Source organism: Sphingomonas sp. UYP23 (assembly GCF_054059235.1).
In genome coordinates this window covers 2,673,391-2,691,356 of sequence record NZ_JBSSBX010000001.1, presented here as the reverse complement: position 1 = coordinate 2,691,356, position 17,966 = coordinate 2,673,391, and the positions used below count along the sequence as shown (strand labels likewise).

Genomic DNA, 17,966 nt, shown 5'->3' with positions numbered 1-17,966 from the left:
CCTGCTATCAGATGGGGGCGTTCCGGAAAGCCGCAATCTTGCGACAGGCGACGCGCGGGGCCGATTTCAGGCCAGCTGCGGCGCTCAAAGCCTGACGATGTCGCGTTCGATCAGACTGTGTGCGGTATCGAGGATCGTGGTGCGGGTGTCGCGCGTCTTCCAGCCGAGCCGCGCGAACGCATGGCCCGACTCGACCGCGCGCGTGCGGCCAAGTTCGCCGGTGATCTGCCGGATCGTCGGGTCGAACAGCGCAAGCAGGCGCACGACGACATCGGGAATGCTGCGCCTGGGCACTTTGCGCGCCTGCGGCCCGAGTCCATCGCGCAGGATCGCCGCAACGTCCTTCATCCACATGAAGGGGCCAGCCGCGATGAAGCGTTCGCCGTCGAGCCCTGGCGTCTCGAGCGCGAGGACATGCAGCGCCGCTAGATCCCGCACATCGACCACCGCGAAGCCGAGCCGTGGCGTGCCCGGCATCGACCCGTCGAGCAGACGCTCGACGATCTGGATCGAGGTCGAAAAATCCTTGCTGAGCAACGGTCCCAGCACTGCCGACGGATTGACCGAGCAGAACTCCATCACGCCGCCCTGCGCCGCCATCCAGTCGCGCGCGGCGCGCTCGGCGATCGTCTTGGACTTGATATAGGCGCCGACGCCTGGGGCGGTCGGATCGGTCCAGTCGGCTTCGCTATACGCCCGCAGGTCCGCGCCATGCCCATAGGCGACCGCCGCGACCGACGAGGTCAGCACGAACCGCGCGACGCCCGCCGCCTGCGCGAACCGCAGCGCGCGGAGCGCCCCTTCACGCGCCGGGACGACCAGTTCGTCATCGCTCTTCGGCGCCCCCGCCGGAAAGGGCGACGCGACGTGCGCGACATGGCTGCACCCGGCGACCGCCTCGGCCCAGCCGGCATCGTCGAGCAGGTCGGCGGCAAAGACGGTCAGCGCATCGTCCGCCACACCGAGCGTCGTGCGCACCTCCGCCTCGCGCTTGAGCGATCGCACCGTCGTGTTGACGTGCCACCCGCGTGCGACGAGATCGCGGATCAGGAAGCCTGCGATATAGCCGCTACCGCCGGTGACCAGAACCGTCTTCGTCATCGCGCGCTCCGAAACTTTCTCGCAATCGGTTGTAGAACGAAAGGTGTCGCGTGCAAGGCGACTTGACCTTGCCAAGCCACCCGCTCCCGTCGCACATGGCGCGCGCAGGAGAGCGTGCAATGGCCGATCAGGACCTCTACCCCGTCCCCCCCGAATGGGCCGCGCACGCGCGGGTCGATGGCGCGGGCTATGAGCAGATGTATGGCCGCTCGCTCGCCGATCCCGGGAGCTTCTGGCTCGATCAGGCCAAGCGGCTCGACTGGATCAAGCGCCCCGAAATCGCCGGTGACTGGTCGTTCGACAAGAGCGACTTCCACATCCGCTGGTTCGCCGATGGCAAGCTCAACGTCTCCGCGAATTGCCTCGACCGGCACCTCGCCAAGCGCGGCGGCGAGACCGCGTTGATCTGGGAGCCCGACGCGCCCGAAGAGGAACCGCGGCGCTTCACCTATGCCGAACTCCACGCCGAAGTCTGCCGCTTCGCCAATGTGCTGAAGGCGCAGGGCGTGGTGAAGGGCAATCGCGTCACGATCTACATGCCGATGATCCCCGAGGCGGCATTCGCCGTGCTCGCCTGCGCACGGATCGGCGCGATCCATTCGGTGGTGTTCGGCGGCTTCTCGCCCGAGGCGCTTGCCGGACGGATCGAGGATTGCGGATCGACGATCGTCATCACCGCCGACGAAGGCCGGCGCGGTGGCAAGCGCGTACCGTTGAAAGCCAATGTCGATGCCGCCGCAGCGCACGCGCCAAGCCTCGCCACCGTCATCGTCGTCAAGGCGACCGGCGGCGCGGTCACGATGCAGGCCGAGCGCGACCTCTGGTATCACGAGGCGGCCGAGGGAGCGGCCGCGACCTGCCCACCCGAGCCGATGGGCGCCGAGGACCCGCTCTTCATTCTCTACACCTCGGGTAGCACGGGGCAGCCGAAGGGCGTGCTCCACACCAGCGGCGGCTATCTGCTGTGGGCGAGCCTGACGCACGAACTCGCCTTCGACTATCGCCCCGGCGATGTGTGGTGGTGCGCCGCCGATATCGGCTGGGTGACGGGCCACACCTACATTCTCTACGGCCCGCTCGCCAACGGCGCGACAACGCTGATGTTCGAGGGACTGCCGACCTGGCCCGACGCGAGCCGCATCTGGCAGATCGTCGACCGGCACAAGGTCACCACGCTCTACACCGCGCCGACCGCGCTGCGCGCCTTGATGAAGGAAGGCGACAGCTTCGTCACCGCGACCGATCGCAGTTCGCTGAAACTGCTCGGCACCGTCGGCGAACCGATCAATCCAGAGGCGTGGCGCTGGTATCACGACGTGGTCGGCGAAGGCCGCTGCCCGATCATCGACACCTGGTGGCAGACCGAGACGGGCGGCGCGATGATCGCGCCGCTACCGGGCGCCACCGCGCTCAAACCCGGCTCTGCGACCATGCCCCTGCCGGGCATCGATCCGCAGCTGCTCGACCCGGAAGGCGTGGTGCAGAATGGCGCGGCGTCGGGCAATCTCGTTATCGCGCGGAGCTGGCCCGGCCAGATGCGCGGCGTGTGGGGCGACAGCGACCGTTTCTTCCAGACCTATTTCACCACCTATCCCGGCAAATACACCACCGGCGACGGGGCGCGCCGCGACGCAGACGGCTATTACTGGATCACTGGCCGCGTCGATGACGTGATCAACGTGTCGGGGCACCGCATGGGGACGGCCGAAGTCGAAAGCGCGCTTGTGTTGCATCCGCACGTTGCCGAGGCCGCGGTCGTCGGCATGCCGCACGAGATCAAGGGCCAGGGCATCTATGCCTATGTGACGCTCAATTCCGGGCAGGATCCGTCCGACGACCTGCGCAAGGAACTGGTTGGCTGGGTGCGCAAGGAGATCGGCCCGATCGCCGCGCCCGACAAGGTGCATTTCGCGCCGGGGCTGCCCAAGACGCGCTCGGGCAAGATCATGCGGCGCATCCTGCGCAAGATCGCCGAGGGCGACGTGTCGAGCCTGGGCGATACCAGCACGCTCGCCGATCCCGCGGTGGTCGAAGATCTGGTGGCGAACCGGGTGGTTTGAGCCGGGGGCGGATCGCCTCCAGGGCGTCCGTTCCGTTCGAGCGGGTCTAGGCCCCGCCGCTCAAACGTCACCCCGGGATGAGCCCGAGGTGACGATAGATCAGAAAACCGAGAATGACCTGGTCGCAGCCCCTTCACCTCGAAGGGACTGCGACCCGTTCATCATGCGCCGAAGGTGCGCTGCCACCAGCCGCGACGCGGGCTGCCGGCTTCACCCGGATCGGGATCGATCCCGCCATCGGGACCCGCCGCAGCGTCGTCCGCCGGTGCCGCCCCGTCGAGGCCATCGGCCAGCACGACGGCCGGGGCTTCGGCTTCAGGCGCTGCCGCTTCGGGCGTCACGGCTTCGACAGCCGCTGCCTTGGGCTTGCGCGTGCGCTTGGGTTTCGGGGCCGGCTCTTCCGAGACCGGCACGTCCATCGTCGCGCTGGTTTCGTCCGCGGGCGCCGCTTCGGCAGCCACGGGCTCGACCGCCTTCTTGCGACGCGTGCGCTTCGGCTTGGCGTCGGCGTCGACAGGCGCTTCAACCTCGGCCGGAGCCTCGACCACGGGTGTCGCCGCAGGCTTGGCCTTGGCGGGCTTGGCCTTCACCTCGGTATCGCGCGCCTTCGGACGGCGGCGACCCTTTTTGGGCGCCTCGGCCTCGGCTTCGACCTCGGGCTCGACCACCGGTGCTTCGGCAACGGGTGCCTCGGCTTCGACGGCTTCGTTCGCTACCGCGTCCTCGGCGTCGGGCGCGCCCGTGTCGCTCGCGACCTGCTCGCCCTCATTGCGACGTCCGCCGCGACGACCGCGACGACCGCGACGACGACGGCCGCCTTCGCCATTGGCGCCGTCGCCAGCGGCTTCACCGTCGGCCGCGAATGCCGCTTCGGCACTCTCGTCCTGCTCGGCAGGCTCGAGCTCGGCTTCCGCCTCGACCGAATCCTCGGCGTCGGACATCTCGCCGTCGCCAAGCGCCTCGCCCTCGGCGGCACCCTCACCCTCGGGACGTGCGCGACCGCGACGCCCGCGACGACGACGACGACGGCGCGAACCGGCCTCGTCCTCGCCGGCCGCCGCTTCGGTGCGCTCGCGCGGCGCACGCGGCTCGCGGGCGGCCTTGGGCTGCTCCTCTTCTTCTTCCTCGATCTCGTCTTCGATCTCTTCCTCGACGAAATCTTCCTCGATCTCCTCGATCGGCGCATCGAAGCGCGGCGTGTAGGCCGGCGGCGGCCCCGAGACCTCGACCGAAACGCGCGCGCCTTCCTGCTCGCCGTCGGGCGCGATCTCGATCATCACGCCGTAGCGCTCCTCGATCTCGGCCAGCTCGCCGCGCTTGCGGTTGAGCAGGTAGAACGCCGCTTCCTGGCTGGCGCGCAGCAACAGCTGCGACCCGCGACCCTGCGCGGCTTCATCCTCGAGCATCCGCAATGCGGCGATCCCCGACGACGACGCGGTGCGGACGAAGCCCGTCCCTTCGCAATGCGGGCACGGCCGGGTCGACGCTTCGAGCACGCCGGTGCGCAAGCGCTGGCGGCTCATTTCCATCAGCCCGAACGACGAGATGCGGCCGATCTGGATGCGCGCGCGATCGTTCTTGAGCGCTTCCTTCATCGCCTTCTCGACCTTCCGGACATTGGACCCGTTGTCCATGTCGATGAAGTCGATGACGACGAGCCCGGCCATGTCGCGCAGGCGCAGCTGGCGGGCGATCTCGGCGGCAGCCTCGAGGTTGGTCGCGGTCGCGGTCTGTTCGATCGAATGCTCGCGCGTCGAACGGCCCGAGTTGATGTCGATCGACACCAGCGCTTCGGTCGGGTTGATGACGAGGTACCCGCCCGACTTGAGCTGCACCACCGGGTGGTACATCGCCGAAAGCTGTTCCTCGACGCCGGCGCGCTGGAACAGCGGCACGGGGTCGCTGTAATGCTTCACCTTGCGCGCATGGCTCGGCATCAGGAGCTTCATGAACTCCCTTGCGTGCTGATAGCCGTCGGTGCCCTCGACGATGACCTCGTCGATCTCCTTGTTGTAGATGTCGCGGATCGCGCGCTTCATCAGGTCGCTGTCGCCATAGACGAGCGCCGGGGCCGAAGACGTGAGCGTGGTCTCGCGGATCCCGTCCCACAGCCGGGCGAGATAATCGAAGTCGCGCTTGATCTCCTGGCGCGTGCGCTGGAGGCCCGCAGTACGCACGATGCAGCCCATCGACGGCGGCAGCTTCATGTCGGCCATGATCGACTTCAGTCGCTTGCGATCGCCCGCGTTCGAAATCTTGCGGCTGATGCCGCCGCCATGCGACGTGTTGGGCATCAACACGCAGTAACGGCCGGCAAGCGACAGATAGGTGGTCAGCGCGGCGCCCTTGTTGCCGCGCTCCTCCTTGACGACCTGGACGAGCAGCACCTGCCGGCGCCGGATGACGTCCTGGATCTTGTAGCGATGGCGCAGCGAGGTGCGGCGCTGCTGCAGATCGTCGGCGGCATCGTCCGATGCCGAACGCTTGCGGCGACGGCCACGGCCTTCGCCACCACGCGCTTCGCCCTCGGCGACGACTTCGGTGTCGGGCTCGTGCCCGCCATCATCGTCGAAACGCTCGACCGACGTCTCGTCGATGTCCGAATCGCGCTCGAACCCGTCATCTTCATGCTCGTCGTCATGGAGATCGTCTTCGGCGTCCTGCTGGGCGCGCAGTGCAGCTTCTTCAGCGGCATGCTCGGCCTCTTCGCGCAGGAGCGCGTCGCGATCCTCCTTGGGAATCTGGTAATAATCGGGGTGGATCTCGCTGAAGGCGAGGAAGCCATGGCGGTTGCCGCCGTAATCGATGAACGCGGCTTGCAGCGACGGCTCGACGCGCGTCACTTTGGCGAGATAGATATTTCCCTTGAGCTGCTTGCGCTCGGCACTCTCGAAATCAAACTCTTCGATTCGGTTTCCCTTGACGACAGCAACGCGGGTTTCCTCCCGGTGCCGTGCGTCGATCAGCATACGCGTGGTCATGTAATATTCTCCGGTCGCGCGACGCAGGGTCCGAGGGCGCTGAGCGCCGTGGCGCTGGTCGCGCGCGATCAATGAAAGGGCTCGTCCCGGCGAAAAGGTCGCCTGGTTCGCAGCCCTGGGTTGTTACGAAAACTGCCTCTGCTCGCGTTGCACGCTCCGCCTTCCGGCCTGGAGCACCCCGCGCGCTCGCGATTCCGCCGGCGAAAGCCGGGCGGAGCGAGGGACGGGATAAATGCAGCATGCGAACGTCAACCTGGATGGGCCGCGCCAAAGGATTGTGGGGCGGCCGAGTGGCCCTGAACGCTGCCTGAACCAGGCAGAGATCGGGGTACTGTCTATTGCGTAGCATCCCCTGTCGCGCGCAGCAACTGGCAGGATTTTGCCGGCGGGCGGCAAATTCATGCCTACCCTGGCGTTAACCGCGCCCGGCAAGGAGGTCTTGCGACCTAATCGCCTAGCCAAGCGGCATGATCGCCGCTCCCGCCCTTATCCGTCGCCGCGCCCAGACCGGGCAGCGCACGCCTTTTCGCTTTACCGCCCCCGCGATCCGGCTGCATTACAAGGCGGTGTCGTTCCTCCTTGCATTGCTGGCCTGCTGGTTTGCCGGCGCCCCCGGCTGGGCCGCGTCGATCGAGCGCGTCGAGGTGAAGCACGACCGGATCGTCTTGCGCTTCGACCAACCGATCGGCGATGCGTCGAGCTTCATTCTTGGCCAGCCGCAACGGATCGCGCTCGACCTCAAGGGCGCACGGCCGGGCGGCGCGCTGACCAGCGGCGGGGCGATCTCGGCGATGCGGCTCGCGCCCCGCGGCACCGACGGCGTGCGCATCGTGTTCGATCTCGCCCGGCCGACACTGATCACCGAAGGCAAATTCGGCCGTGACGGGCGCCAGTTGACGCTCGAACTGCGCACGGTCGACGATGCGACCTTCGCGCGGGCAGCGACAGAGCGCCGCATGCATTTCCTGCCGCCGTTCGGCATGGGGCTCGCCCAGGCGGCCGATACCAGCGCCTATCAGGTCAGCGTGCCGATTCCGCCCGCGCGGCGCAGCCCGGGCCTGCCGCGAATCTATGGCGACGATGACAGCCGTCCGCTGGTGGTGATCGACGCCGGGCATGGCGGGGTCGATCCCGGCGCGATCTCGCCGATCGACGGGCGGCGCGAGAAGGACGTGACGCTCAAGATCGCCAAGGCGATCCGCGACGCGCTGATCAAATCGGGCCGCGTCCGCGTTGCGCTGACGCGCGACGACGACCGTTTCTTGGTCTTGCAGGAACGCTTCGGGATCGCGCGGCGGCTGCGCGGCGACCTGTTCATCTCGATCCATTGCGACAGCGTCGGTTCTGGGACCGCGAGCGGCGCATCGGTCTACACGCTGTCCGAGGTCGCCTCGGACAAGGAATCGGCGCGGCTGGCGGCACGCGAGAACAAGGCCGACATCATAGCGGGCGTGAACCTCGCATCGACCTCGGCCGACATCTCGTCGATCCTGATCGACCTGACGCAGCGCGAGACGATGAACGCCTCGGCGAGCTTCGCGCGACTGCTCGGCCGCGAGGCGCAGCCGCTGATGCCGCTCAAGCCCAACTTCCACCGCATGGCATCGTTGATGGTGCTGAAAGCGCCCGACATGCCGTCGATCCTGTTCGAGACGGGCTATATCTCGAACCCGCACGACGCCGACTTCATCGACAGCGCCGACGGCCGCTACAAGATCGCGCAGAGCATCGAACGCGCGGTCGAAGTCCATTTCGCCCGGCGGATGGCGTCGCGGGACTGAAACCCCTCACGCTGCAGGAGAGGGACTAAGGCGGCTGGCAAGCCCGGAGAATCTTGCTAGAGCCTCACCCCGATATGGCCGAACCCGAAAACAGCGTGAATTTCCGTATCCGTCGCGAGATCGACGGGTTCGCCGGCGTCGTCCAGCGGGTCTGGGGCCGCTGGTGGGTCAAGACGCTCGCCGGCCTCGGCCTGCTCGGCGCGGTTGGTGCGACGGTGTTCTATTTCGCCTTTGCCGCCGGGCTCCCCTCGGTCGACAAGCTGCGCACCTACGAGCCACCGCTGCCGACCAACGTCCGCGACGTCGATGGGATGCCGATCCATTCCTACGCGCGCGAGCGCCGCGTCGAACTGAGCTATGCAGAATATCCGCCGCTGCTCGTGCGCGCCTTCCTTGCCGCCGAAGACAAGAACTTCTTCGAGCATCACGGCGTCGATTATCTCGGCATCGCGAGCGCCGCGGTCAACAATCTGACGAGCCACAAACGTCCGGCGGGCGCCTCGACGATCACGCAGCAGGTCGCCAAGAACCTCCTGATCGGCAACGAAACGAGCTATGCGCGGAAAATCAAGGAGGCGATCCTCGCCTATCGGATCGAGGATACGCTGACCAAGCCGCAGATCCTCGAGCTCTACCTCAACCAGATCGCGCTCGGCCGCAACGCGTTCGGCGTCGAGGCGGCGAGCTACGCCTATTTCGGCAAGGACCTGACCCAGCTCGATCTCGCGCAGATGGCGTATCTGGCGATCCTGCCCAAGGGCCCATCGAACTACGATCCGATCCGCCATCCCGACCGCGCGCTTGGCCGCCGCGCCTATGTGCTGCGCGAGATGCTCAAGAACGGCTTCATCACCCAGGCGCAGCATGACCAGGCGAGCGCCGAGCCGCTCGGCACCGTGCCGCGCCAGACGCCCAAGACCGAGACCGCCGGCTCGGGATACTTCGTCGAGGAGGTGCGCCGCCAGCTGATCGACAAGTTCGGCGAGGACGAGCGCGCCGGGCCGTACAGCGTCTATTCGGGCGGGCTATGGGTGCGCACCTCGCTCGACGAGAAGATGCAGGACTATGCGCAGACCGCGTTGCGCCAGGGGCTGCTGCGCTTCGACCAGGGCCGCGGCTGGTCGGGGCCGATCGGCCATGCCGAGATCACCGACGATCGGTGGCAGGGCGCGTTGCTCAACACCAATATCGGGCTCGATTACGACGATTGGCGCGCCGCGATCGTGATCGCGCGCGACGAAAGCGCGGCGCAGCTGGGCTTCTCGGACGGCAGCACCGGCACCCTTCCCCGCTTCGCCGCGCAGATGCCGGTACGCGGCGGCGGCGGCACCGCGTTCGCCGCGATGAAGGCGGGCGACATCATCGCGGTCGCGCCGAGCGGCAGCGAATTCGCCTTGCGCTCGGTGCCCAAGATTTCTGGCGCGTTCGTCGTCGAGCAGCCGCAGACCGGGCGCGTGCTGGCGATGCAGGGCGGGTTCGACTTCCGTGTCCAGGCGTTCAACCGCGCGACGCAGGCGATGCGCCAGCCCGGATCGACGATCAAGCCGATCGTCTATGCCGCCGCGCTCGAGGGCGGGATGACGCCGGCGTCGATCATCGTCGACGGCCCGTTCTGCGTCTATCAGGGCGCACGGCTCGGGCAGAAATGTTTCCGCAACTTTGGCGGTGTCGGCGGCTCGGGCGCGCATACGATGCGCTGGGGCGTTGAGCAGTCGCGCAACCTGATGACGGTGCGCGCCGCCGCGACGACCGGCATGCCGCATGTCGTCTCGCTGATGGACCGGATCGGCGTCGGCAAATATCCGCCCTACCTCTCCTTCGCCCTCGGCGCTGGCGAGACGACGGTGTCGCGGATGGTCAACGCCTATGCGATCCTCGCCAACCAGGGGCGCTCGCACCCGTCGTCGCTGATCGACTTCGTCCAGGATCGCCACGGCAAAGTCGTCTGGCCCGAGAATTGGCACGCCTGCGACCGCTGCAACGCGCCCGACTGGAACGGGCGGCCGATGCCGCGCCCCGTCGCCGGCGGCAAGCAGATCGTCGATGCGATGAGCGCATATCAGATGATCCACATCGCCGAGGGCGTGATCCAGCGCGGTACCGCGACGGTGCTGCGCGATCTCGATCGGCCGATGTTCGGCAAGACCGGCACCAACACCGGGCCGACCGACGTGTGGTTCATCGGCGGTACGCCGCAGATGATCGGCGGGCTGTATATCGGCTACGACACGCCGCATTCGCTCGGCGGCGGCGCGCAGGGCGGCACGCTGGCCGCGCCAATCTTCAAGGCGTTCGCCGTGAAAGCCTATGAGGGGATGGACAAGCTCCCGTTCCGCGCGCCCGCCGGAATCCGCATGGTCCGCATCGACCGGCAGAGTGGCAAGCCGGTCTTCGGCGCCTGGCCGACCGACGACCCTAAGGCGTCGGTGATCTGGGAAGCATTCAAACCCGAGAGCGAGCCGCGCCGTGTGATCCATCGCGGCACGATCGTGCCCGATCCGGCGGCGGCGGCGACCGCCGCGGCCGCAGCGGCAGCGCGCGCGCGCGCGGCGACGCAGGCACAGAGCGAAGCCCGCAAGGACAGCGACTTCTTGCAAAAGCAGGGCGGTATTTACTAGCCATGTGCGTCGCCCCGGCGCCAATTTCAGGCGGGGTCGGGGCCGCTGCGTTGTCGCGGGACATCCGGCGTTGCACACCCTATATAGCGGCCCCGGCCTTCGCCGGGGCGACGAATTCAAGTCTGGAGTAACCCCATGCGCGCTGAAGCGCAGGCTCATATCGATTCGATCAAGGACGCGCTCGCGCTGCTCCGCCGCTTCCTCGACTGGGACCGCGCGCTGCGTCGGCTCGACGAGCTCAACGCGCGCGTCGAGGACCAGGCGCTGTGGAACGACCCCAAGGCGGCGCAGGTGGTGATGCGCGAGCGTCGCCGGCTCGAGGAGGCGATCACGGCAACGCGCGCGATCGAGAGCGAGCTCAACGACACCGCAGAGCTGATCGAGATGGCCGAGGCTGAAGGCGACACCGAGATGGAGGCCGAGGGCGTATCCGCGCTCGCCGATCTCGCCGCGCGCGCCGACAAGGACAAGGTCAAGGCGCTGCTTGCCGGCGAGGCCGATGGCAACGACACCTATATCGAGGTCAATGCCGGCGCGGGCGGAACCGAGAGCCAGGATTGGGCGGGTATGCTCAGCCGGATGTATTCGCGCTGGGGCGAGCGCCACGGTTTGAAGGTCGAGCTGATCGACCAGCATTCGGGCGAACAGGCGGGGATCAAGTCGGCGACGCTGCTGCTCAAGGGCGAGAATGCGTACGGCTATGCCAAGACCGAGAGCGGCGTGCATCGGCTGGTGCGAATCTCGCCGTACGACAGCGCGGCGCGGCGGCACACGTCGTTTGCGAGCGTGTGGGTCTATCCGGTCGTCGATGACAATATCGAGGTCGAGTATAACGAGAGCGACCTGCGCATCGACACCTACCGCGCGTCGGGCGCGGGCGGGCAGCACATCAACACCACCGATTCGGCGGTGCGCATCACGCACATCCCGACCGGCATCGTCGTCCAGTGCCAGAACCAGCGCAGCCAGCACAAGAACAAGGCCGAGGCGTACAACCAGCTCCGCGCCCGCCTGTACGAGCGCGAACTCGCGATCCGCGAGGCCGCGGCCAATGCCGAGAATGCCGGCAAGACCGACATCGGCTGGGGTCACCAGATCCGCTCCTACGTGCTCCAGCCGTATCAGATGGTGAAGGATCTGCGCACCGGTGTGACCTCGTCGAGCCCGTCGGACGTGCTCGATGGCGATCTCGAGGCGTTCATGGCGGCGGCGCTGTCGCAGCGCGTGACCGGCGAAACGGTCGAGGTCGAGGACGTCGAGTAATGCAGGCCTTCGCCGTCTCTGCATCCCCGGCGAGGCGGGGAAGGGCCGCTCTTGCCGGGGTGGCGCTTCTTGCCCTCGCCGCGTGCGATGGCGGTTCGGCGACTGTCCCCGATCGCAGCGCGAAGGTCGGCCCCTTCCCCGCCGCCGATCGCCCGGTCGCGGCGATCGTGTCGGCGCGCTGGTCGACCGAGGAGGATCGCGACCGGCTCAATGAAGCGGGTGACGTGATGGCCAAGGCCGGGATCAAGCCCGGCATGACCGTCGCCGATATCGGCGCGGGCGAGGGCTATTACACCATCCGCCTCGCCAACCGCGTCGGCAAGGAAGGCCGCGTGCTGGCGGAGGACATCGTCGCCGATGTCCGCGATGCGCTCGCTTTGCGCGTCGCGCGCGAACATCTCGAGACGGTCAGCGTCCGCCTCGGCGCGCCGAACGACCCGCGGCTGCCGGCCGCCAGCTTCGACCGGATCCTGATGGTCCATATGTATCACGAGATCGAGCAGCCTTACGAATTCCTGTGGCGGATGCGCCCGTCGCTCAAGCCCGACGGGCTCGCCATCGTCGTTGACGCCAATCGCCCGACGCAGAATCACGGCACGCCGCCCGCCTTGCTCAAATGCGAGTTCGCCGCGGTCGGGTATAGCGAGGTCGCGACCTACGACATGCCCTCGGCGGGCGGCTATCTCGCCGCCTTCCGCGCGACGGGCCCACGCCCCGAACCGAGCGCGATCAAGGCGTGCCGGCTGCACGGCGCGTCATAGCAGGCCGCGCGCGCGGAAGCTCGTATAGCCGTGCGCGGCGATCACCAGATGATCGAACAACACGACATCGATGAAGTGGAGCGCCTGCGCCACCCGGCGAGTCAGCCGGTAATCCGACTCGCTCGGCGTCGGATCGCCGCTCGGATGATTGTGCGCCATCACCACCAGCGCACAGTCGACCGCAAGCGCATCGGCGACGATCGCGCGAAGCGGGATCGCCACCGCGTCGACCGATCCGGCGTACAGCCGCCGCATCCCGAGAAGCCCCCATTCCGGATCGAAATAGCCGAACATCGCCACCTCTCGTGCCGCCGCAGCGATCGGTCGAAACACGGTGAGCACGCCCTCGGGCAGGTCCGCGGCCGCGACATCGGCCGGATCGGCAAGCGGATCGGAAAGCATGGGCGCCATGGCCCCGGTCTGCGCAACCACCGTGCGCCGCGCCAGGCAAAGTCACTCCGAAACGGCGCAACGGTTGGCGCGGCGCCCCTGGCGCGCTAGACCGCCAGGCATGCAAGCCTATCTCGACCTGATGCGCCGCGTGCTCGACCACGGCACCCCCCAGATGGATCGCACCGGGACCGGCACGCTGTCGGTGTTCGGCCACCAGATGCGCTTCGATCTGGCCGACGGTTTCCCGCTGCTCACCACCAAGAAACTCCATCTGCGCTCGATCGTGATCGAACTGCTGTGGTTCCTGCGCGGCGACACGAACGTCGACTGGCTGCGCGAGCGCAAGGTCAGCATCTGGGACGAATGGGCCGACGCGAACGGCGATCTCGGCCCGGTTTACGGCAAGCAATGGCGCGACTGGGAGACGGCGGACGGCCGCCACATCGATCAGATCGCCGAGCTGATCGACCAGATCAAGACCAACCCCGCCTCGCGCCGCCAGATCGTCAGCGCGTGGAACCCGGGCGATCTCCACGCGATGGCGCTCGCACCGTGCCATTGCCTGTTCCAGACGCATGTCGCGAACGGCAAGCTCTCGCTTCAGCTCTACCAGCGGAGCGCCGACATCTTCCTGGGGGTGCCCTTCAACATCGCGAGCTATGCCCTGCTGACGATGCTGCTCGCGCAGCAATGCGGGCTCGAGCCCGGCGAGTTCATTTGGACCGGTGGCGATTGCCACCTCTATTCGAACCATCTCGACCAGGCGCGCGAACAGCTTTCACGCACACCCGGCGCACCGCCGCGCCTCGAGATTCTGCGCACGGCAGACGCGATCGATGGCTATGCGTATGAGGATTTCGTGCTGCACGATTATGTCGCGCAACCGCACATCAAGGCGCCCGTCGCGGTCTGACACGGAACCGGTCGGCGTGACGCGCGCTTAGCTCCTGAAATTCACGCAGGGGCCGATCATGGACATCACGCAACTCATCCTCGACGAACACGGCCAGCAGCGCGCGCTGTTCGCGCAGATCGAACAAATCGATCCCAAGGACACGACCGCGCTGTCGGCGCTGTGGAACCGCCTCCACGCACTGCTCGATTCGCATGCCGAAGCCGAGGAGAGGTTCTTCTATCCTCGGCTGATGCAGGTCGGCGAAGGCGGCAACGATGCCGATTCGGCCGCCGAGGAAACCGAGGACGCGATCGAGGACCATAACGACATCCGCGACACCGCCGCCGCGGTCGACAAGGAAAAGGTCGGCAGCAAGGCGTGGTTCGAGGCACTCGGCGAGTGCAACAAGGCGAACAGCGACCATATGGCGGAGGAAGAACGCCAGGGGCTGACCGACTTCCGCCTCAATGCGACGCTGCAGGAACGCCACGATCTCGGCGTCAAATTCGCCACCTTCGAGGCCGAGCATCTGACCGGGGTGAAGGCCGTCGACAAGGACCCGAAGAAGTGGGTCAAGGATCACGCTCCCGACTGAAGCTCTCGCCATCAGGCGCGCGCGCGGGCATGACGACAGGATGATCACGCTCTATCTCGCGCGCGCCGACAATGGCGTCATCGGTGTCGCTGGCAAACTGCCGTGGCACCTCCCCGCCGATCTCAGGCGCTTCAAGGCGCTGACGATGGGCAAACCGATGGTGATGGGGCGCAAGACCTTCGAAAGCTTTCCTGCGCCGTTGCCCGGACGCCGACACATCGTGCTGACGCGCGACGCCGGCTGGAGTGCGCCGGGGGCCGAGGTCGCCCATTCGATCGAGGCGGCGCTTGCGCTCGCAGGCGATGGCGACGTCGCAGTGATCGGCGGCGCCGAGATTTTCGCGCTGCTGCTGCCACGCGCTGAGTCCATCGAGCTGACCGAGGTACATGTTAGCCCGGTCGGCGACGCCATCGTCCCCACCTTTGCGGGCTGGCAGGAAGTCGCCAGAGAATCCCACCCGGCCGAGGGCGCACGTCCCGCTTACGCCTTCGTAACCCTCACCAAAAGCTGACCGCCAGCGACTTGTCGCGGCCCCGACGATCCCGCATACCCGGCGCCGACCGGACGCGGCAGCCCCTGCCGCAAAGAGCCGGCACGACGGGGAGAGCAAGGTGCGCAAGGTCCTGGCTGGGGTAGCGGTGCTGATCGTGCTCGGCCTGATCGCCTTCTTTACGCTTGCCCCCGGCATCGTCGAACGATCGATGAACACGGTCGAACCCGTCGCGCTCACCATCAGCCCGCGCGCCCGCGCGCTGCACGCCACGCTGCAGATCGCCGACATGCATGCCGATACCCTGCTGTGGCAGCGCAGCCTGCTCGCCCGCGCCGACCGCGGGCAGATCGACCTGCCGCGGCTGCTCGCGGGCAATTATGCGCTGCAGATCTTCTCGTCGGTGACCAAGACGCCGAAGCACCAGAATTACGATTCGAACGGCGCCGACAGCGACAATATCACCGCGCTCGCGATCGCCGATCTGCAGCCGCCGCGCACCTGGGGCTCGCTGCTCCAGCGCTCGCTCTGGCATGCGCAAAAGCTCGATCGCTATGCCGCCGCTTCGAACGGCCAACTGCGCGTGATCCGGACCCCCGCGGAGCTAGACCGCCTGCTCGCCGACCGCGCGCGCGGCCAGAAGGTGGTCGGCGGCATGCTGTCGATCGAGGGGCTGCAGGATCTCGAAGGCAAGCTCGCCAATCTCGATACGCTCCACGCCGCGGGGTTCCGCATGGCGGGGCTCGCGCATTTCTTCGATACTGACGTGTCGGGATCGATGCACGGCGAGGCGAAACGCGGGCTCACCCCGCTCGGGCGCCAAGTGGTGCGGCGGATGGAAGCGCTCGGCATGATCGTCGATGTCGCACATTCGAGCCATGCGACGATCGCCGAGGTGATCGCCATGGCGCACCGGCCGATCGTCGCGAGCCATGGCGGGGTGCAGGCAACGTGCAAGGTCAACCGCAACCTCACCGACGAAGAGATCCGCGGCATCGCGCGCACCGGCGGGGTGATCGGCATCGGCTATTGGGACGCCGCGGTCTGCTCCACCAAGCCCGCCGCCGCCGCGAACGCAATCGCGCATGTCCGCGACCTGGTCGGGATCGACCATGTCGGGCTTGGCTCCGATTTCGACGGTGCGGTGACGACGGGCTTCGACGCGAGCCAGCTCGCCGCCGTCACGCAGGCGCTGATCGACCACGGTTTCAGCGATGCCGACATCGCCAAGGTGATGGGTGGCAATGTGCTCCGGATCCTTCGCGGCGGGATCGCGCCCAGCCCCTAGCGCGCGCGCAAAGCCGTCCGTATAGCCGATGCCATGCAGCGGCTCGACGGCAGCTCGGCGGTTCCGGCGGCGATGCGCGCCGGCATCGTCGCGCTCGGCAATTTCGATGGATTTCACCTGGGGCATCAAGCCGTGGTCGGGCTGGCCGTTGCGCGCGCGCGGGCCGAAGGGCGACCGGCGCTGGTCGCGACCTTCGATCCGCATCCGGTGCGGCATTTTCAGCCCGACAGCGCGCCCTTCCGCCTGACCACGCTCGACCAGCGCGAACGCCTGTTCGCCGCGGCGGGTGCCGATGCGATGATCGTCTTCGCCTTCGATGCCGGGCTCGCCGCGTTGACCGCGACCGAGTTCGTCGACGATCGGCTGATCGACAAGATCGGCGTCGGCGGCGTGGTGACGGGTGAGGACTTCACCTTCGGCAAGGCCAAGAGCGGCAATGTGGCGGTGCTCGCGACGCTCGGGGTGACGAATGGCTTTGCTGTCGAGACGGTCGGCGCAGTGTCGCTCGACGGCGTGCCGGTCTCGTCGAGCCGGATCCGTGATCTGCTCAAGGCCGGCGATCCGCGCGGCGCGGCCAAGCTGCTGACGCGGCCCTTCACGGTGGCGGGCACGGTGCAGCATGGCGACAAGCTCGGCCGGACGATCGGCTATCCCACCGCCAATCTCGACATGGGGAAATATCTGCGCCCCGCCTACGGCATCTATGCGGTACGCGGGCGGCTTCCCGATGGACGTGTGCTCGACGGCGCGGCGAATCTCGGGATCCGGCCGAGCTTCGATCCGCCCAAGGAATTGCTCGAACCCTATTTCTTCGATTTTGCGGAAGATCTCTACGGTCAGCGGATCGAAGTCGAGCTGATCGACTATCTCCGCCCGGAGGCGAAGTTCGACACGCTCGAGGCGCTGACCGCACAGATGGATGCGGATTGCGCGCGCGCGCGTGCTATTCTGGCGGGTGAGCCCGGCTAAGGCTCCGCTCGGCCGCCTGCTTCAGCGAGACCCTAAAAGAAAAGGGGCCGGCATTGCTGCCGACCCCTGTCGCCGGACCTCGATCAGCGCGGCGCGCCCCTGGGAACGCCATCCGCGCCATCCGGTTTCGGCGGCTCGCGCCACCCTGCGCCGCGCGCGACGCCAAGTCTTGCGTTCGGTCGCCAGGGGCGGATCGGCGCTTTCGCGCCTTGGTATCCGTGACCCTGGTGGCCAGCGTGGCGGTCGCGTCGCCGTGACCGCCATGCTTTCGGCATCTTGGATCGAGGCCACGTCCCTCCGCAAAGGTTGCTGCCGCGTCGTCCGATACCGGCATCGTATCCCGTCATTCCGAAGAACAGGCGGTTCGCGACACCTTTGGAAGCCCGTGTCCAGCGCGCCACGCACCGAGCTTTCGCGCGGGATCGTGGATTTGCCGACGCCGTCCCTCCGCCGCAGCACCGACCTGGTTTCCTAGAGGCACCATGGCCGACTTCGCGACATAAACGCCTGATGTTGCAGTGGTTTCCCGCCGCGCTACCGATTGTTTACAGTCGTGATGCTGTCACGACTGCCGAGTCGCGCCTAGCGCCAAATACTTGGCTAAGGCTGTGAAGAGTGTGGATAGCGGGGATAAAAGAGATCTCCGTGATGGGCCTGATCGACACCCATCCTGTTCCTGAACGCAAGGTTGTTTCAGGTTCATGCAACATGCGTAGAACCCCGAATGTTCCTGCTGTTCAATTCCGCCATAGCAGACCGTACTTTAGGGAG

At 67.2% G+C, this 17,966-nt stretch carries 13 protein-coding genes; 10 read left to right on the top strand and 3 right to left on the bottom strand.

Features of this window, described 5'->3' with window-relative positions:
- Positions 1-84: 84 nt before the first annotated feature.
- A complete protein-coding gene (locus ACVWYO_RS13345; protein WP_457351508.1) occupies positions 85-1,101 on the bottom strand; it encodes an NAD-dependent epimerase/dehydratase family protein in 1,017 nt (338 codons plus the stop codon).
- 119 nt (positions 1,102-1,220) lie between these two features.
- Between ACVWYO_RS13345 and acs the strand changes: the two genes are divergently transcribed.
- Positions 1,221-3,161 carry an acetate--CoA ligase gene (gene acs, locus ACVWYO_RS13340; protein ID WP_457351506.1) on the top strand — a complete coding sequence of 647 codons (1,941 nt, stop codon included), beginning with the start codon at positions 1,221-1,223 and terminating at the stop codon, positions 3,159-3,161.
- A 161-nt stretch (positions 3,162-3,322) separates the two neighbouring features.
- Here acs and ACVWYO_RS13335 read toward each other — a convergent pair whose 3' ends face one another.
- On the bottom strand, positions 3,323-6,130 hold the full coding sequence (locus tag ACVWYO_RS13335) for an Rne/Rng family ribonuclease (protein ID WP_457354995.1): 2,808 nt from the start codon (positions 6,128-6,130) through the stop codon (positions 3,323-3,325).
- A 578-nt stretch (positions 6,131-6,708) separates the two neighbouring features.
- Here ACVWYO_RS13335 and ACVWYO_RS13330 point away from each other — a divergent pair.
- From ACVWYO_RS13330 to ACVWYO_RS13315, 4 genes are all read left to right on the top strand, one after another.
- Positions 6,709-7,923 carry an N-acetylmuramoyl-L-alanine amidase gene (locus ACVWYO_RS13330; protein ID WP_457354993.1) on the top strand — a complete coding sequence of 405 codons (1,215 nt, stop codon included), beginning with the start codon at positions 6,709-6,711 and terminating at the stop codon, positions 7,921-7,923.
- Between the two features lie 74 nt (positions 7,924-7,997).
- Entirely contained in the window at positions 7,998-10,541 is a 2,544-nt protein-coding gene (locus ACVWYO_RS13325) for a penicillin-binding protein 1A (RefSeq protein ID WP_457351504.1), read from the top strand.
- A gap of 135 nt (positions 10,542-10,676) precedes the next feature.
- Positions 10,677-11,804 carry a peptide chain release factor 2 gene (prfB, locus tag ACVWYO_RS13320; RefSeq protein WP_133186187.1) on the top strand — a complete coding sequence of 376 codons (1,128 nt, stop codon included), beginning with the start codon at positions 10,677-10,679 and terminating at the stop codon, positions 11,802-11,804.
- On the top strand, positions 11,804-12,565 hold the full coding sequence (locus ACVWYO_RS13315; protein WP_457351501.1) for a class I SAM-dependent methyltransferase: 762 nt from the start codon (positions 11,804-11,806) through the stop codon (positions 12,563-12,565). The genes prfB and ACVWYO_RS13315 overlap by 1 nt, the downstream gene beginning before the upstream one ends.
- Here ACVWYO_RS13315 and ACVWYO_RS13310 read toward each other — a convergent pair.
- On the bottom strand, positions 12,560-12,976 hold the full coding sequence (locus ACVWYO_RS13310) for a JAB domain-containing protein (RefSeq protein ID WP_457351499.1): 417 nt from the start codon (positions 12,974-12,976) through the stop codon (positions 12,560-12,562). The genes ACVWYO_RS13315 and ACVWYO_RS13310 overlap by 6 nt on opposite strands.
- Positions 12,977-13,076: 100 nt before the next feature.
- On the opposite strand from ACVWYO_RS13310, the gene ACVWYO_RS13305 reads away from it, so the two are divergent.
- The 5 genes from ACVWYO_RS13305 (at position 13,077) to ACVWYO_RS13285 (ending at position 17,195) form a co-directional block, all read left to right on the top strand.
- Positions 13,077-13,871 carry a thymidylate synthase gene (locus tag ACVWYO_RS13305; RefSeq protein ID WP_457351497.1) on the top strand — a complete coding sequence of 265 codons (795 nt, stop codon included), beginning with the start codon at positions 13,077-13,079 and terminating at the stop codon, positions 13,869-13,871.
- Positions 13,872-13,929: 58 nt separating this feature from the next.
- On the top strand, positions 13,930-14,448 hold the full coding sequence (locus ACVWYO_RS13300; RefSeq protein ID WP_457351495.1) for a hemerythrin domain-containing protein: 519 nt from the start codon (positions 13,930-13,932) through the stop codon (positions 14,446-14,448).
- A 40-nt stretch (positions 14,449-14,488) separates the two neighbouring features.
- Positions 14,489-14,959 carry a dihydrofolate reductase gene (locus tag ACVWYO_RS13295; protein ID WP_457351493.1) on the top strand — a complete coding sequence of 157 codons (471 nt, stop codon included), beginning with the start codon at positions 14,489-14,491 and terminating at the stop codon, positions 14,957-14,959.
- 100 nt (positions 14,960-15,059) lie between these two features.
- The gene (locus ACVWYO_RS13290; protein WP_457351490.1) at positions 15,060-16,226 is read left to right on the top strand and encodes a dipeptidase; all 1,167 of its coding nucleotides are present in this window, start codon (positions 15,060-15,062) and stop codon (positions 16,224-16,226) included.
- A gap of 33 nt (positions 16,227-16,259) precedes the next feature.
- A complete protein-coding gene (locus tag ACVWYO_RS13285; protein ID WP_457351488.1) occupies positions 16,260-17,195 on the top strand; it encodes a bifunctional riboflavin kinase/FAD synthetase in 936 nt (311 codons plus the stop codon).
- Positions 17,196-17,966: the final 771 nt, after the last annotated feature.

Coding starts and splice junctions, on each gene's coding strand:
- acs (WP_457351506.1), top strand. CDS start 1,221: ATGGCCGATCAGGACCTCTACCCCGTCCCCCCCGAATGGGCCGCGCAC.
- ACVWYO_RS13285 (WP_457351488.1), top strand. CDS start 16,260: ATGCAGCGGCTCGACGGCAGCTCGGCGGTTCCGGCGGCGATGCGCGCC.
- ACVWYO_RS13345 (WP_457351508.1), bottom strand. CDS start 1,101: ATGACGAAGACGGTTCTGGTCACCGGCGGTAGCGGCTATATCGCAGGC.
- ACVWYO_RS13325 (WP_457351504.1), top strand. CDS start 7,998: ATGGCCGAACCCGAAAACAGCGTGAATTTCCGTATCCGTCGCGAGATC.
- prfB (WP_133186187.1), top strand. CDS start 10,677: ATGCGCGCTGAAGCGCAGGCTCATATCGATTCGATCAAGGACGCGCTC.
- ACVWYO_RS13305 (WP_457351497.1), top strand. CDS start 13,077: ATGCAAGCCTATCTCGACCTGATGCGCCGCGTGCTCGACCACGGCACC.
- ACVWYO_RS13310 (WP_457351499.1), bottom strand. CDS start 12,976: ATGGCGCCCATGCTTTCCGATCCGCTTGCCGATCCGGCCGATGTCGCG.
- ACVWYO_RS13315 (WP_457351501.1), top strand. CDS start 11,804: ATGCAGGCCTTCGCCGTCTCTGCATCCCCGGCGAGGCGGGGAAGGGCC.
- ACVWYO_RS13295 (WP_457351493.1), top strand. CDS start 14,489: ATGATCACGCTCTATCTCGCGCGCGCCGACAATGGCGTCATCGGTGTC.
- ACVWYO_RS13335 (WP_457354995.1), bottom strand. CDS start 6,130: ATGCTGATCGACGCACGGCACCGGGAGGAAACCCGCGTTGCTGTCGTC.
- ACVWYO_RS13300 (WP_457351495.1), top strand. CDS start 13,930: ATGGACATCACGCAACTCATCCTCGACGAACACGGCCAGCAGCGCGCG.